The organism is Microbacterium sp. OR21 (assembly GCF_047306785.1).
GTDB lineage: Bacteria > Actinomycetota > Actinomycetes > Actinomycetales > Microbacteriaceae > Microbacterium > Microbacterium esteraromaticum_E.
On sequence record NZ_JAZEXJ010000002.1, the window covers coordinates 514215 to 527737 of the forward strand.

A 13523-nucleotide genomic window follows, 5' to 3' on the forward strand; every position below is an offset into this window, starting at 1 on the left:
GTAGAGGATCAGTTGGCGGCGAAGAACTCGTCGTAGATCTTGTCGTACTCGCCGTCGTCGCGCAGCTCCTGCAGCGCGTCGTTGATCGCCTCACGCAGCTCTGTCTTCTCGCCCTTCGCGAACGCGAAGCCGTACGACTCGTCCGTCTCGTAGGTCTCGACGATCGTGTAGTCGGAGTCCGCCTTCTCGTGCACGAGGTTCACCGGCTGATCCTGCAGGATCGCGTCGATCTGCCCCGACTGCATCGCGGGCCACAGCTCGCCGTCGGACGGGTACTGCACGAGCTCGGCGCCCTTGGCGTTCTCCTTGGCGTAGATCTCGCCCGTGGTGCCCTGCTGCACGCCGACGTTCTTGCCGTCGAGGTCGTCGATGCTCTTGATGCCCGAGTCGGCGCGCACGAGCAGCGACTGCAGCGAGTCGTAGTACGGGTCGGAGAAGTCGATGTTCGCCTTGCGCTCCTCGGTGATCGTCATCGCGGACGCGCCAAGGTCGCAGGTGCCGGCGAGCAGGGTCGCGCCGGACTGCAGCGCCTCGAAGCCGGTGTCCTGCACCGCGAGCTTCAGGTCGAGCTTCTTCGAGATGGCGTCGAGCAGCTCGATGTCGAAGCCGGTGTACCCGGTGCCGTTGTCGCCGCCTTCGAACTCGAAGGGCGGGTACGGGATGTCGGAGCAGACGGTCAGCGTGCCGTCGGCGACGAGGCCGTAGTCGACGCCGTCGGATCCGGATGCCGGCTTGTCGCCGTCTCCGTCCGAGCCGGTGCTGCCTGCGCAGCCGGAGAGGGCGAGGACGGCGGCCGCAGCGACAGCGGTGCCGAAGATCAGGGGACGGCGCTTCATGTCGACTCCTTCGAGACGGGGGCTTGCGCCCGGGGTCGGATTGCACTCATCTTGGCACGCGTCTCGAGATCTGGTACCACCGGGCGGGCCGTGGCTCGATCACATTTGCGTTGCGACGCCGGGCTCGATCAGATCTCGAAGTCGACGGCGACCCGGGATGCGACGACCGATCTGATGTACGCACCGGCCTCCTTGTGCGCCGGGTGCACCTGATACGCCTCCAACGCGTCGAGCGAGTCGACGTCGGCGACGAGGGTGACATCCCAGTTGACGTCGGGGTGGGCGACGTTGGCGCCGGCAGACACGGCACGCAGCTCGGGCACCACACCCATCAGCGCGTTCAGGCGTCGGGCGACCTCAGCGGCCTGCTCGGCGCGCACCTGGGCATCCTTCTCTGCAAGCTTCCAGCTGACGACGTGACGGATCACGGCCTCTCCTCCTCCTGGCCGCTCAGCGCGGCATCCAGCGCTCGGCGCAGACGGTCGGGCGAGACGCGCCAGTGCGCGTGGAGCTCGCCGTCGATCAGCACGACGGGGATCTTCTCCCACCAGCGCTCGTAGAGCGCCGGGTCGTCGACGATGGACTGCTCGACGATCTCGAGTCGTTCGGCCGCGGCATCCGGCAGTTCGGCGACGACGGCGTCGACGACCTCTCCCGCCACCTCGCACAGGTGGCAGTCGGGCTTGCCGATGATCGTGAGGGTGGTCACTGCGAGACCGGTCGCCCCTGGGCGATCCATGCGGCGGTGCCGCCTTCGACGTTGGTGGCGTCGTGACCGCGCTCGGTCAGCGCGTCGACGACGCGACCCGATCGGCCACCCAGCTCGCAGATCACGTCGAACGCCTCGCCGGGAAGCTCGTCGAGGCGGCTGCCCAGCTCGGACATCGGCAGGTTGATCGCGCCCGGCACGTGCCCGGCTTCGAACTCGTGCCGTTCTCGCACGTCGATGAGGGGCACTCCCTCGCGCTGCGCGAGCTGGTCGACGGTGATCGACTTCATGGCATCTCCTTCTGTCGCCGCAGACACGAAGCGCCCGTCCGAAGACAGGCGCTCGGTGTCGTGCCGCTTACTTCTTGTTGCGGCGCTGGTGGCGAGTCTTGCGAAGCAGCTTGCGGTGCTTCTTCTTCGCCATGCGCTTGCGGCGCTTCTTGATGACTGAACCCACGGAAACCTCACTAAGTCAGGGGTTGGATGCCACGAACACGGCACCCGGGTACGGGCACGGAAAAATGCCTCGGACGATTCTAGCAAATCGTCGGACGCCGCCCGAATCGGCGGATCAGCCCACGTCTGCCACGGGTGGTCGCATCGCGTCGGCCACGGCGGATTCGGGGACGCGGTAGCTGCGGCCGAAGCGGATCGCGGGCAGCTCACCGGCATGCACGAGTCGATACACGGTCATCTTGGACACGCGCATGATCTCGGCGACCTCGGCCACCGTCAGGAATCGAACGTCTTGAACGTCGGGCATCCCCAATACCCCTTTCTGCTGAAGCACAGCATATGGGGTGCATGCGACGGCTGTAAACACACGAGACTGGTGTGACTCGTCGGGCGCGTGGCGTAGCGCCTCGCGCCTCAGGTGCCGAGCTTCTTCAGCGCCGATGCGACGACGTGCTTCGCCGACGCCGCCGCGCGCCCCACGACCTCGGCGGCATGAGCCGTGGCCGCCGGCAGCGGAGCGAACGGGATGTCGATCTCCGGCGCCTGGTCGCCGTACGCATCGACCAGGAACGGCACCAGCCAGTCGTCGACCTCTTCGAGCGGTCCGACCGAGAGGCTGTACAGGCGGCGCTGCCCGTCTTCGCGGACGGTGACAAGACGCGCCTCGCGCAGAACCTTGAGGTGCTTCGACACGGTCGGCTGGCTGATGCCCAGCCGACTCACGATCTGGGTCACGCTCGTGCCCGCGTCGCCCTCGGCCGACTCGTTCAGCAGCAGCCGGAGGATGTCTCGCCTCGTGCCGTCCGCGATCACGTCGAAGATGTCGGTCATCCCCTCAGGGTAGTCGGCGCCGCAGCGGAGTACCATGACGAAGGCTCGGCGAACGGCGCCGACGGAGAGGGGAACGATGTCGGGCATCGTGTCGGCATCCTCCCCGCAGCAGACGCTGCGCGGTGTCGGCAGACGGGTCAAACACCTCGTGACCTCGTCGCCTTCGCGGTTCGCGATCATCATCTTCGCGTCGCTGATCCTGATCTTCACCGGCCTGCTCTCGCTGCCCATCTCGTCGGCCGACGGCTCCGTCACTCCGCTGAGCGATGCGCTGTTCACCGCCATGTCGACCATCTGCGTCACCGGCCTGTCGACCGTCGACATGGCCAGCCACTGGTCGCCCTTCGGCAACGTGCTGCTGTTCATCGGCGTCAACATCGGCGGCATGGGCGTGCTCACCCTGGCGTCGGTGATGGGCATGGTCATCTCCAAGCGGCTGGGCCTGCGGGCCAAGCTGCTGGCCGCGGGCGACTCGAACCCGATGCGCGCGCACGGCGGGCCCGTCAACGAGAGCCAGACCGTGCGCCTGGGCGAGGTGGGTCAGCTGCTCACCACCGTCGCCCTGTCGACCCTGGTGATCGAGCTCACCGTGGCGGTGCTGCTCTACCCGGCGCTGGTGTGGACCGGCATCGATCCGTTCGTCGCGCTGTGGGAGGCGCCGTACTACGCGGCGATGTCGTTCACGAACACCGGCTTCACCCCCAACGCGGGCGGCGTCACCGTGTTCGCCGACGACTACCTCGTGCTCACCATCCTCATGATCAGCGTGTTCCTCGGCAGCATCGGCTTCCCGGTGATCTACACGCTGGCCAAGCACGTCTGGCACGTGAAGCGCTGGTCGCTGCACTCCAAGCTCACGCTGATCACCACCGTGCTGCTGTTCCTCATCGGCGCGGCCGTCTTCCTGCTGCTGGAGTTCGACAACCCGAAGACGTTCGGGTCGATGGATGCCGGCGAGACGACGATCAACGCGATGTTCCTCTCGGCGATGACACGCTCGGGCGGGTTCAACGTCATCGAGATGTCCGACCTGAACGGCTCCTCGATGCTCGTGGCGTGCATGCTCATGTTCGTCGGCGGCGGCTCGGCATCCACCGCGGGCGGCATCAAGGTGACCACCCTCGCCGTCCTCGCCATCGCGGTGTGGTCGGAGGCGAAGGGACGGCAGTCGGTCGAGGTGTTCGGCCGGCGCATCCCCTCCGACGTGCAGCGCGTCGCGCTGTCGGTCGTCGCGTGGGGTGCGACCATCGTCGCCGTGTCGACGGTGATCATCGCGCAGATCACGAAGGCCGACATCATCGACGTGCTCTTCGACGTGATCTCCGCGTTCGGCACCGTCGGCCTGACCTCCGGCCTCACTGCAGAGCTTCCCGACTCCGCCAGCTACGTTCTCGCCGCGACGATCTTCATGGGACGCGTTGGTACAGTGACACTCGCCGCGGCGGTCGCCGCGACCTCCCGCTCGCAGCTGTACTCGCTGCCCGTCGAAAGGCCGATCGTTGGTTGAGATGGTGCGGGGCGACGCCCCGGTGCTCGTGATCGGACTCGGCCGCTTCGGCGCCGCCTGCGCCGGGGAGCTCGATCGCCTCGATCGCGAGGTGCTCGCGATCGACGGCGACCTGGGTCTCGTGCAGAAGTGGTCGGAGCGGGTCACCCACACCGTGCAGGCGGATGCCCGCAACATCGAGGCGCTGCGTCAGGTCGGCGCGCAGGACTTCCAGGTCGCGGTCGTCGCGGTCGGCTCGCTGATCGAGGCGTCGGTGCTGATCACCGCGAACCTCGTCGACCTGAAGGTGCCGCAGATCTGGGCGAAGGCGGTCTCGCAGTCGCACGGCAAGATCCTCGCGCGCGTGGGCGCGAATCACGTCATCTACCCCGAGCGGGAGGCCGGCGAACGCGTCGCGCACCTGGTCAGCGGACGGATGCTCGATTTCATCCGTTTCGACGACGACTTCGTACTGGCGAAGATGTACCCGCCGAAGTTCATCCGGGGCGTGCGTCTGAACGAGTCGGGCGTGCGGTCCAAGTACAACGTCACGGTCGTCGGCGTGAAGAGCCCCGGCAAGCCGTTCCGCTACGCGGAGGCGAACACCGTGGTCACCAACCACGACCTCATCATCGTCTCGGGCACGAACGTCGACATCGAGCGATTCGCCGGCCTCGACCGGTAGCCCTCAGGCGCCCGCCGCGAGCTCCTTCGCGCGCGCCAGCGCGGCGGCGGTCGCCTGGGCGAAGACGTCGTCGAGACCGGCGTCCTGCAGCACGGCCACAGCACGCTCGGTGGTGCCCTTGGGGCTGGTCACCCGCCGGCGCAGCTCAGCCGGGTCCTCGCCGGATGCGTCGAGCAGGGCCGCCGCACCGATGAACGTCTGCTCCGACATGAGGCGCGCGTCGGCATCCGAGAAGCCCATCCCGCGCGCGGCCTCGGCGAGCTTCTCGATCAGCAGGAACACGTAGGCGGGGCCGGACCCCGACACCGTCGACAGGGCGTCGATCTGCGACTCGGGCACCTCGATGACCGCGCCGACCTTCTCGAACAGGGCCCGCACGACCGCCATGTCCTCGTCGGTCGCCGCAGGGCCGGCCGCGATGCCGGTCACCGCCTTGCCGACGGTCGCCGGCGTGTTGGGCATCGACCGCACGGTGCGCACACCCTCGCCGAGTGCCTCCGTGAAGGTCGCAAGCGTGACTCCGGCGGCGAGACTCACCACGATCGCGTCGTCACGCAGCGCCGGGGCGATCTCACGCAGCAGGTCGGGCACCATCGCGGGCTTGACGCCGACGAGGATGATGCGGGCGGCCGCGGCCGCCTCGGCGTTGCCTGCGCGGTTCTCCGCCAGAGCGATGCTGGTCACGCCGGGGAGGGATGCCAGGGCATCCGCCTTCTCGCGCGTGCGGTTGGTCGCGACGATCCCGCCGTCGACAGTGATCCCCGAGGCGATGACCCCCTGCAGGATCGCACCTCCCATCGAACCTGCTCCGAGAAACGCGAGTGCGGGGAGGGAATCGGCCATGCCGCCCATCCTACGAGCCGTTCGCGCAGCCCTGCCCTGTACGCGCGCGACCGGGTCGTAGACTCGGGCCATGAGCGCATCCGGTGGCACCAAGGCGATCATCGCGGCTTTCCTGGCGAACCTGGGCATCGCCCTGGCGAAGTTCGTTGCGTGGGCGCTGTCGGGCTCGGCGTCGATGCTCGCCGAGGCGATCCACTCGGTCGCCGACTCCGGCAACCAGCTGCTGCTGATGCTCGGCAACCGCCGCGCCGAGCGCGAGGCCGACCGCGCCCACCCGTTCGGCTACGGACGCGAACGGTACGTCTCGGCCTTCGTCGTGTCGATCATCCTGTTCTCGCTGGGTGGACTGTTCGCGGTGTACGAGGGTGTGCAGAAGATCGTCGAACCGCACGAGGTCGATCAGACCTGGTGGTGGCTGCCGCTCGCCGTGCTCGCCGTCGCGATCGTCCTCGAATCGCTCTCGCTGCGCACGGCGGTGCGCGAGAGCAACGCGGTGCGCGAGGAGGGCCAGTCGTGGTTCTCGTTCATCCGCCGCTCGAAGGCGCCCGAGCTGCCCGTGGTGCTGCTGGAGGACACCGGCGCGCTGGTCGGTCTGACCTTCGCCCTGCTCGGCGTGGGGCTGACGCTGATCACCGGCGACCCGCTGTTCGACGCCCTGGGCACGCTGATGATCGGTCTGCTGCTGATCACGATCGCGATCGTGCTGGCGATCGAGACGAAGAGCCTGCTGATCGGCGAAGGCGCCAGCCGTGCGGACCACGACCGCATCGTCGACGCCATCGTCGACGGCCCCGACGTCGAGAAGCTCATCCACATCAAGACGCTCTACCTCGGCCCGGACGAGCTGATGGTCGCGGCGAAGATCGCTCTCACCGCCGACAAGACCGTGCGCGAGGCGGCGGCGGACATCGATGAGATCGAGCGCAGGATCCGGGACGCCGTTCCCGCAGCCCGCGTGATCTATCTCGAACCCGACGTGTACCGGCCCTCGCTCGACCCCGCGCCCTCGACCGACGCGTTCGTCTTCCCGTCGTCGGACTGACCTCGCGGCTGCGGGTCAGCGGCGCGACTCGAAGAAAGCGCGCAGTTGCGCGGTCGCCTCGTCCGCCCTGACGCCGCCGATGACCTCCGCGCGGTACGGCAGACGCCGATCACGCAGAACGTCGTACATCGAGCCGGCGGCACCGGCCTTATCGTCCCACGCGCCGAAGACGACTCGGCCGATGCGGGCCTGCAGGATGGCGCCCGCACACATCAGGCAGGGTTCCAGCGTCACGATCAGCGTGTGGTCTTCGAGGTTCCAGCCGCCGTGCGCCTCCGCTGCGGAGCGCAGCGCGATGATCTCGGCGTGCGCGATCGGATCGTGCGTCCGCTCGCGCAGGTTGCGACCTTCGCCGATGATCACGCCACGGGCATCCATCACCACGGCGCCGACCGGAACGTCGCCACCGGCACCCGCCTCGGCGGCGAGTTCGAGCGCGCGACGCATTACACGGTCGTCTGCGGCGGTCATCGGTCCTCCCGTCGGTCGAGCCTAGTCCTCCCCCGCCCGGCGGACGATGGAATCCACCGCACGGCTGATGCCCGGTCCGCGCCGGTTGCGTACGGTGGAGGACATGGAATCCGCTCCCGCCCTCGTGATCATGCTCACCACGCTTCCGGCTCTGATCGGCGCCGTGGTCGTCGCCGCCAACGCGAAGCGCATCAATGCCGCGTCACGTGCGCGTCGCGAGGCGCGTTCTGCCGTGAAGGTGGCGTCGAAGTAATCTGTACCCATGCGCGTTCATGTGGCCGATCACCCGCTCATCACTCACAAGCTCACGGTGCTGCGGGATGAGAGGACCTCGTCTCCGGTCTTCCGTCAGCTGACCGAGGAGCTGGTGACGCTGCTCGCCTACGAGGCCACGCGCGACGTGAAGGTCGAGCCGATCGAGGTGAAGACCCCGGTCACCACGACGACGGGTGTGAAGATCGCCGAGCCGCGTCCGATCGTCGTGCCGATCCTGCGCGCCGGTCTCGGGATGCTCGAGGGCCTGGTCAAGCTGATCCCCACCGCCGAGGTCGGATTCCTCGGCATGGTGCGCGATGAGGAGACCTTCGAGCCCACCACCTACGCCGAGCGCCTGCCCGACGACCTCAGCGACCGGCAGTGCTTCGCCATCGACCCGATGCTCGCCACGGGCGGTTCGCTGGCGGCGGCGATCCAGTTCCTCTTCGACCGCGGCGCGAAGAACGTCACGGCGATCTGCCTGCTCGGCACTCCCGAGGGTGTCGCGGCGATCGAGAAGATGGTCGGCGACGCCGACGTGACCCTCGTGCTCGGCGCCCTGGATGAGCGTCTGAACGAGAAGGGCTACATCGTGCCCGGACTCGGCGACGCGGGCGACCGCCTGTACGGCACGGCCTGACCGGCATCTCGCCGTCAGACGGTGAGCACGTAGCCGCGCTCATCGCCGAAGTGCTCGAACCCCGCACGGGCGAGGATCGGCGCTGAGGTCGATATGCGGCCCTTGACGAGCGCGGTCGTCGCGCCCATCTCTGCGCCGAGCCGCAGCCGCTCCGCGAGCACCGCACGGTACGCCCCGCGTCCGCGGGCCTCGGGGAGGGTGGCAGCGCCCCAGAGGCGCACGAAGCCGTCGGCCACCGTGCATCCGCCCGTGCTGACCGCGACGCCGTCGAGGCGGGCGAGCACTCGACCGCCGGTTCCGGATGCCAGTGCCTCGGCGTTCTCGTCGAGCTCCTCGCGAAGGCCGTCGCCGGTGAGCGCGCTCTGGTGCTCCCACACCGCGACGTTGATCCGGTCGAGCTCGCGGAACTGGTCCTCGGTGCGGACCACCTCGGCGGTGACGTCGCCGGGCACATCGATCGCCGTGCCGTCGATCGCAGCGCCGTCGATCGGACGAGCCAGCACCGCGACCGTATCGATGTGGCGTGCTCCTCGTCGCCGCAGCTCGTCTTCCAGGTCGGGGCTGTCGGCCGCGTTCGTCCAGAAGGTCAGCTCGGTCTCGCCCCATGCCCGGGTGCGGTCGATGGCGTGGTCGAGCACCGCTGCCGCATCTCTCGTCGAGTCGACCTGCGACGCCTTGACCCCGCCGCCGAAACGCGCGGGATGGCGCACCAGCTGCAGCTCGGTCCTTTCCTGTTCGCTGCCGCGCGGAAACCACACCCATGCCGCCGAGGCGCGCAGGATGTCGTCGGTGGTGTGCATGGCGGCTCCTGTCACTCGCGGTCGGCCCCGACCAGGTGCGCGAACGCGCTCAGTCTGGCGACGCCCTCGGGGGTCCACGGCAGGTCGTCGAGCAGCGCGGGCGAGTGCACCAGGTAGGCGACGCTCTTCGCTCGCGAGACGGCGACGTTGAGGCGGTTCTGCAGCAGCAGGAACTCCGGCCCGCGCGGCGCGTCGCGACCGCTGGATGCCGCCAGCGACGTGATCGAGACGACGGCTTCCTTGCCCTGGAAGTTGTCGACGGTGCCGACCGCGACCTCGCCGAACCCTGCCGCCGACAGCTCGTCGTGAATGAGCTGCTTCTGCGCGTTGTACGGCGCGACGACGATGATGTCGCGTTGCTCGAGCGGCCGCGGCGGATCGTCGCACATCCCGTCACGGTACGTGCGCCCGAGCAGGTCGTGCACGATGCGCACGACCTCGGCCGCCTCCTCAGCTGACTGGGTGGCGTTGCCCCGGTGCCGGACGGGCACGATGTGCAACCCGGGCTCGACCCCCTCGACGATGCGCCCCTCGGCGCCGTCGGCCGACGCGAGCCGGCTCGCGTACGACAGGCGCGAGACGGGCGCTGCGACCGCCGGATGCATGCGCCACGACCGCGCGAGGAAGTAGCCGTACCGCGGGTCGATCACCGCCGAGCCGTCCATCACCCAGCCCAGAGCGGAGGTGTTCACCGGCTCGGGGTGCGTGCCCTGGCTGACCTGCGGGAGCTGCTGCGGGTCGCCGAGGAGGAGCAGACGCCTCGCTCCCGCGGCGACCGCGATGGTCGACGCGAGCGAGAACTGGCCTGCTTCGTCGATGACCAGAAGGTCGAGGCCCCCGCGATCCACCCGTCGGGTGTTGCTGAAGTCCCAGGCCGTGCCGCCGACCACCGCGCCGTGCTGGGCGTTCTCGGCAAGGAAAGCGGCCATGCCGTCTTTGCGCATCACGGTGAAAGCAGGCTCGGCGGCATCCGGATTCTTCAGGGCCTTGGCGACCTGCGATGCGGGCACGCCGTCAGCGACGACCCGCTCGAGCAGGTTCTCGACGATCGCGTGCGACTGCGCGACCACTCCGATCCGGTAGCCGTGCTCGCGCACCAGCCGCGCGATCACCCGCGACCCGGTGTAGGTCTTGCCCGTGCCGGGAGGGCCCTGCACGGCCAGGTAGCTGTCGTCGAGATCGAGTACGGCGCGCACGATGGCGTCCACCGTGTCGCCCTCCGCCGGCGGCAGCGGGTCACCCGACACGGTGCGCGGCGGGATGCGCCGCAGGATATCGGTGGCGGCATCGCGCGGGAACACCGGCGCCGCCTGGTGCAGCGCTGCGGCCCACTCCTCGATGGCACCCTGCTGCGACTGGACGTTCGGCGGCGCGGCGGGAGCGAGAGCCACCGGCAGCTCGTCCCACACCTGCCCCTGCACGGTGCGCTCGCGCACGACGTACCCGTCGTCGAGCACCTCGACGATCTCGACCTCGTGCGGCACGTGGATCACGCGCGACGGCGCCGGCGCATCGAACGGGGTCGGCACGCCGTACAGCGCGAACGGCCGCCCGCCGACGCCGAGCGTGCTGCCCGGTGCCACCTCGCCGCGCAGACGCACCAGCCGGGTCTGCGCACGGCGCCCCTCATCGACCGCCCAGTCGGCGTCGACGCGACTGGCCGCGGCGTCGATCCGCAGCACGTCGCGAGTCGACTCCCAGATCGACACCGGCTCGCGCAGCCGCTGGAAGTGGCCCTGCCAGAAGCTCTTCGCCTCGCGCGGGTGGTAGTCGATGGCCGCGGCCGCGATCCGGTACGACGCCGCAGCCGACTCGTCTCCCGCTCGCAGAGCCTCGGCCTGCAGGGCGAGCGACAGCGGCGACGGCTCGTACGCGCGCGTCTCGGGATCGTCCGGCGGGGCGGGCACCACCCCGGCCCGCCTCGCCAGGCCGATCAGCCAGTCGCGCAGCCGCCGGGTCGACACGCAGTCGTATCGGTTGTAGTCGGCCAGGTCGTCGAGGATCGCCTGCGCCTCGGCATCCTGACCGTCGTCCTGCAGCCGGCGCGCCTGCACGTACCGGACGATCGAATCGTCGCCCTTCTGCACGTCGCTGGTGCGCACCTCGTCACCCATGTACAGCGGCTCGAGCTTCTTGATCGAGTACGAGCGCGACCCGATCCGCACCGATCGCAGCACGATCGGGTACAGGTCGACGAACACGCCCTCGCGCAGCAGCCGATCGACGTCTGCTTCACCCACGCCGTGCCGGGCGGCCATCGCCGACAGATGCGACGTCTCGTACGGCGCGTAGTGGTAGATGTGCATGTCGGGGTGCGTCTGCCGGCGCAGCTTCACGAACTCGAGGAAGTCGAGCAGCGCCTTCTTCTCATCGGCGAACGTGTGCGCCCAGAGCGCGGAGTACTGCTCGTCGTTGTCGGTCCAGCCGAACAGGTAATCGATGCCCCACTGCGCGCTCTCGCCGACGCCGGCACGCTCGGTGTAGAGCGGATCGCCCTCGAAGTCGAAGAACAGGTCGCCCCGGCTGGGCCTGGGCATCAGGCCGATCGCGCTCGCCGAGACGAGCTCGAACGGCGGGACCGCTGCCGGCTCGGTCGAGACGCCGGCCTGCAGACGCGCCTGAGCGCGCAACGCGGTGAAGGTGTCGGCGTTCATGCCGTCGGGGGCATCCTCTGCGGCGGCGAGATCGTCGATCGAGTGAATGCCCGCGGCGCGCAGCCTCTGCCGCTGCACGGGGCGCATGCGAGCGACCATGAGCAGGTCGCGATGCGCCGTCACCTGCTCCTTGCACGTCGCGCAGCGTCCGCACGCGGTGATCTGCAGGTCGCCACGATCATCGCCCCACGCCAGCGGCTCACCCTCCGCCCCGTCGGCGAGGCGGCGATCGGCGATCAGTGCGCGCAGTCGTGCACGGCGCACGCGGAACAGCGGAAGCAGGTCGTCGACCCGATGCGTGCTCGTCGTCCCGTCACCGAGAAGGAGATCGACCTCCTCGGAGCGCGGGACGCCGAGCCGGTCGAGCTGATCGACGTATGCTCCGAGCTGCATGAGCGCGGTGGCGCGCGCCGTGCGGGCGAGTTTGGAGTCCTGCACCCGCCAGCGGCCCCCGTTCTCGCCGGGCAGCGGCCGATCGCGTGCGATGAAGTCGGCGAAGCCGACGAACTCCGAAGTCGAGAAGGCCGCCTGGAACACCAGCGACGCTCCTGAGCGCAGCGCCCGTTCGGTCTCGGCCACCGCCGCGGCCAGACCCCCGGCATCCGCCGACGACACCTTTGGCAGCACCACGACTCCCGGGCCGCCGTCGACCGACTCGCCCAGCTCGCTGAGGTACTGCTCGAGCACCCTCTCCTCGTGGCGGTCTCCGAGACGAGCCGCCCGCTCGAGCGTGGCATCCTCGGGCTCCTCCACCGCGGGAACGCGGCCGAGTTTCGCGTCGAGGGCGCGCGCCCACGCGAACTCGCACTCCGCGGCCAGCTTCAGGTCGCTGGCGCTCCAGACGACCCGGTTCTCCCCTGGGATGACCCGCACGATGCCCCTCTCACTCGCCTGCCTTCGACACTATCCGCAGGCTCGGACAACACCCGGCGCCGGGGAGGAGAGGAGCCCTCAGCGCCACCACCCGTCGGCGGGGGTCACGGGCAGGTGCCGCTTGTGTCGGGATGCCCGGTACTTCTGCTCGATGATCGCTGCGGCCGCGGGGTCGATCTCGCGACCCTCGAGGTAGTCGTCGATCTGCTCGTATGTGAGTCCGAGCTCGTCTTCGTCCGGGCGACCCGGGACACCGTCGAGGAGGTCGGCGGTGGGCACCTTCATGTACAGGTGCTCGGGCGCGCCGAGGTGCTTGAGGATCGCGCGACCCTGCCGCTTGTCGAGCCCGGAGAGCGGCAGCAGGTCGGCCGCGCCGTCGCCGAACTTCGTGTAGAAGCCGGTCACCGCCTCGGCGGCGTGGTCGGTGCCGATGACGAGCAGCCCGTCATGGCCGCCGAGCGCATACTGCACGACCATGCGCAGGCGCGCCTTGATATTGCCGCGGTTGAAGTCGGTGATGCTCTCGCCGAGGCCCTGCTCGAGGTCGCGCTCGATGCCGTCGACGCCGTTCTGGATGTTGATCGTCACCGAGCGGTCGGCCGCGACGAAGTCGATCGCGGACTCCGCGTCCGCGGCATCCGCCTGCACGCGGAACGGGAGGCGCACGGCGAGGAACGTCGCGTCGCCGCCGTCGGCGCGCACCCGCTCGACCGCCAGCTGGGCGAGGCGTCCGGCCAGCGTGGAGTCCTGCCCGCCGGAGATGCCGAGCACGAATCCCGCGGCGCCGGTCGCGCGCAGATAGTCGACGAGGAACGCCACCCTCTTCTCGATCTCGGCCGCCAGGTCGATCTCGGGCTTCACGCCCAGGTCCTCGATGATCTGCCGCTGCATGCTCATTGCGCCTCCTTCGTCGGATACCAGTCTCCCCCACCTGAGAGGATGG

The 13523-nt window shown here is 69.3% G+C and carries 17 protein-coding genes; 5 read left to right on the top strand and 12 right to left on the bottom strand.

What is annotated here, in order from left to right:
• Positions 1-8 precede the first annotated feature (8 nt).
• The 7 genes from V2S04_RS06950 to V2S04_RS06980 all read right to left on the bottom strand — a co-directional run bounded on the left by V2S04_RS06950 (position 9) and on the right by V2S04_RS06980 (position 2831).
• A complete protein-coding gene (locus V2S04_RS06950; RefSeq protein ID WP_413637764.1) occupies positions 9-836 on the bottom strand; it encodes a basic amino acid ABC transporter substrate-binding protein in 828 nt (275 codons plus the stop codon).
• 128 nt (positions 837-964) lie between these two features.
• Positions 965-1264 (bottom strand): Dabb family protein, encoded by a 300-nt coding sequence (locus V2S04_RS06955; RefSeq protein ID WP_413637765.1) that lies wholly within the window; start codon positions 1262-1264, stop codon positions 965-967.
• Positions 1261-1545 carry a glutaredoxin family protein gene (locus V2S04_RS06960; RefSeq protein ID WP_413637766.1) on the bottom strand — a complete coding sequence of 95 codons (285 nt, stop codon included), beginning with the start codon at positions 1543-1545 and terminating at the stop codon, positions 1261-1263. Before V2S04_RS06960 ends, V2S04_RS06955 begins: the two co-directional genes overlap by 4 nt.
• Complete coding sequence (locus tag V2S04_RS06965) at positions 1542-1835, bottom strand: rhodanese-like domain-containing protein (RefSeq protein ID WP_413637767.1); 294 nt, start codon at positions 1833-1835, stop codon at positions 1542-1544. The genes V2S04_RS06960 and V2S04_RS06965 overlap by 4 nt, the downstream gene beginning before the upstream one ends.
• 67 nt (positions 1836-1902) lie before the next feature.
• Positions 1903-2001, bottom strand: a complete 99-nt coding sequence (locus tag V2S04_RS06970) for a 30S ribosomal protein bS22 (RefSeq protein ID WP_003792170.1) — start codon at positions 1999-2001, stop codon at positions 1903-1905.
• Between the two features lie 114 nt (positions 2002-2115).
• The gene (locus V2S04_RS06975) at positions 2116-2307 is read right to left on the bottom strand and encodes a helix-turn-helix domain-containing protein (RefSeq protein ID WP_363502489.1); all 192 of its coding nucleotides are present in this window, start codon (positions 2305-2307) and stop codon (positions 2116-2118) included.
• Between the two features lie 107 nt (positions 2308-2414).
• Positions 2415-2831 carry an ArsR/SmtB family transcription factor gene (locus tag V2S04_RS06980; RefSeq protein WP_413637769.1) on the bottom strand — a complete coding sequence of 139 codons (417 nt, stop codon included), beginning with the start codon at positions 2829-2831 and terminating at the stop codon, positions 2415-2417.
• Positions 2832-2907: 76 nt separating this feature from the next.
• On the opposite strand from V2S04_RS06980, the gene V2S04_RS06985 reads away from it, so the two are divergent.
• Together V2S04_RS06985 and V2S04_RS06990 are read left to right on the top strand one after the other, a co-directional pair.
• The gene (locus tag V2S04_RS06985) at positions 2908-4338 is read left to right on the top strand and encodes a TrkH family potassium uptake protein (protein ID WP_413637770.1); all 1431 of its coding nucleotides are present in this window, start codon (positions 2908-2910) and stop codon (positions 4336-4338) included.
• Between the two features lies 1 nt (position 4339).
• A complete protein-coding gene (locus V2S04_RS06990) occupies positions 4340-5002 on the top strand; it encodes a potassium channel family protein (RefSeq protein ID WP_413637771.1) in 663 nt (220 codons plus the stop codon).
• Positions 5003-5005: 3 nt separating this feature from the next.
• Here the strand turns inward: V2S04_RS06990 and proC are convergent, their stop codons facing one another.
• Positions 5006-5845 carry a pyrroline-5-carboxylate reductase gene (gene proC / locus V2S04_RS06995; RefSeq protein WP_413637772.1) on the bottom strand — a complete coding sequence of 280 codons (840 nt, stop codon included), beginning with the start codon at positions 5843-5845 and terminating at the stop codon, positions 5006-5008.
• Positions 5846-5915: 70 nt separating this feature from the next.
• On the opposite strand from proC, the gene V2S04_RS07000 reads away from it, so the two are divergent.
• Positions 5916-6887 (top strand): cation diffusion facilitator family transporter, encoded by a 972-nt coding sequence (locus V2S04_RS07000; protein WP_413637774.1) that lies wholly within the window; start codon positions 5916-5918, stop codon positions 6885-6887.
• 15 nt (positions 6888-6902) lie between these two features.
• On the opposite strand, the gene tadA is transcribed toward V2S04_RS07000, so the two are convergent.
• Positions 6903-7358: a tRNA adenosine(34) deaminase TadA gene (tadA, locus tag V2S04_RS07005; protein WP_413637775.1), complete on the bottom strand. Its 456-nt coding sequence runs from the start codon at positions 7356-7358 to the stop codon at positions 6903-6905.
• Between the two features lie 103 nt (positions 7359-7461).
• Between tadA and V2S04_RS07010 the strand changes: the two genes are divergently transcribed.
• Together V2S04_RS07010 and upp are read left to right on the top strand one after the other, a co-directional pair.
• Positions 7462-7611, top strand: coding sequence for a hypothetical protein (locus V2S04_RS07010; RefSeq protein ID WP_413637776.1), 150 nt, complete (start codon positions 7462-7464; stop codon positions 7609-7611).
• A 9-nt stretch (positions 7612-7620) separates the two neighbouring features.
• Entirely contained in the window at positions 7621-8253 is a 633-nt protein-coding gene (gene upp / locus V2S04_RS07015; RefSeq protein ID WP_413637778.1) for a uracil phosphoribosyltransferase, read from the top strand.
• Positions 8254-8267: 14 nt separating this feature from the next.
• Here the strand turns inward: upp and V2S04_RS07020 are convergent, their stop codons facing one another.
• The 3 genes from V2S04_RS07020 to nadE all read right to left on the bottom strand — a co-directional run bounded on the left by V2S04_RS07020 (position 8268) and on the right by nadE (position 13477).
• Positions 8268-9053 (bottom strand): hypothetical protein, encoded by a 786-nt coding sequence (locus V2S04_RS07020; protein ID WP_413637779.1) that lies wholly within the window; start codon positions 9051-9053, stop codon positions 8268-8270.
• A gap of 11 nt (positions 9054-9064) precedes the next feature.
• Positions 9065-12580 carry a TM0106 family RecB-like putative nuclease gene (locus tag V2S04_RS07025; protein WP_413637780.1) on the bottom strand — a complete coding sequence of 1172 codons (3516 nt, stop codon included), beginning with the start codon at positions 12578-12580 and terminating at the stop codon, positions 9065-9067.
• Between the two features lie 78 nt (positions 12581-12658).
• Positions 12659-13477, bottom strand: a complete 819-nt coding sequence (gene nadE / locus V2S04_RS07030) for an ammonia-dependent NAD(+) synthetase (protein ID WP_413637781.1) — start codon at positions 13475-13477, stop codon at positions 12659-12661.
• Between the last annotated feature and the right edge of the window lie 46 nt (positions 13478-13523).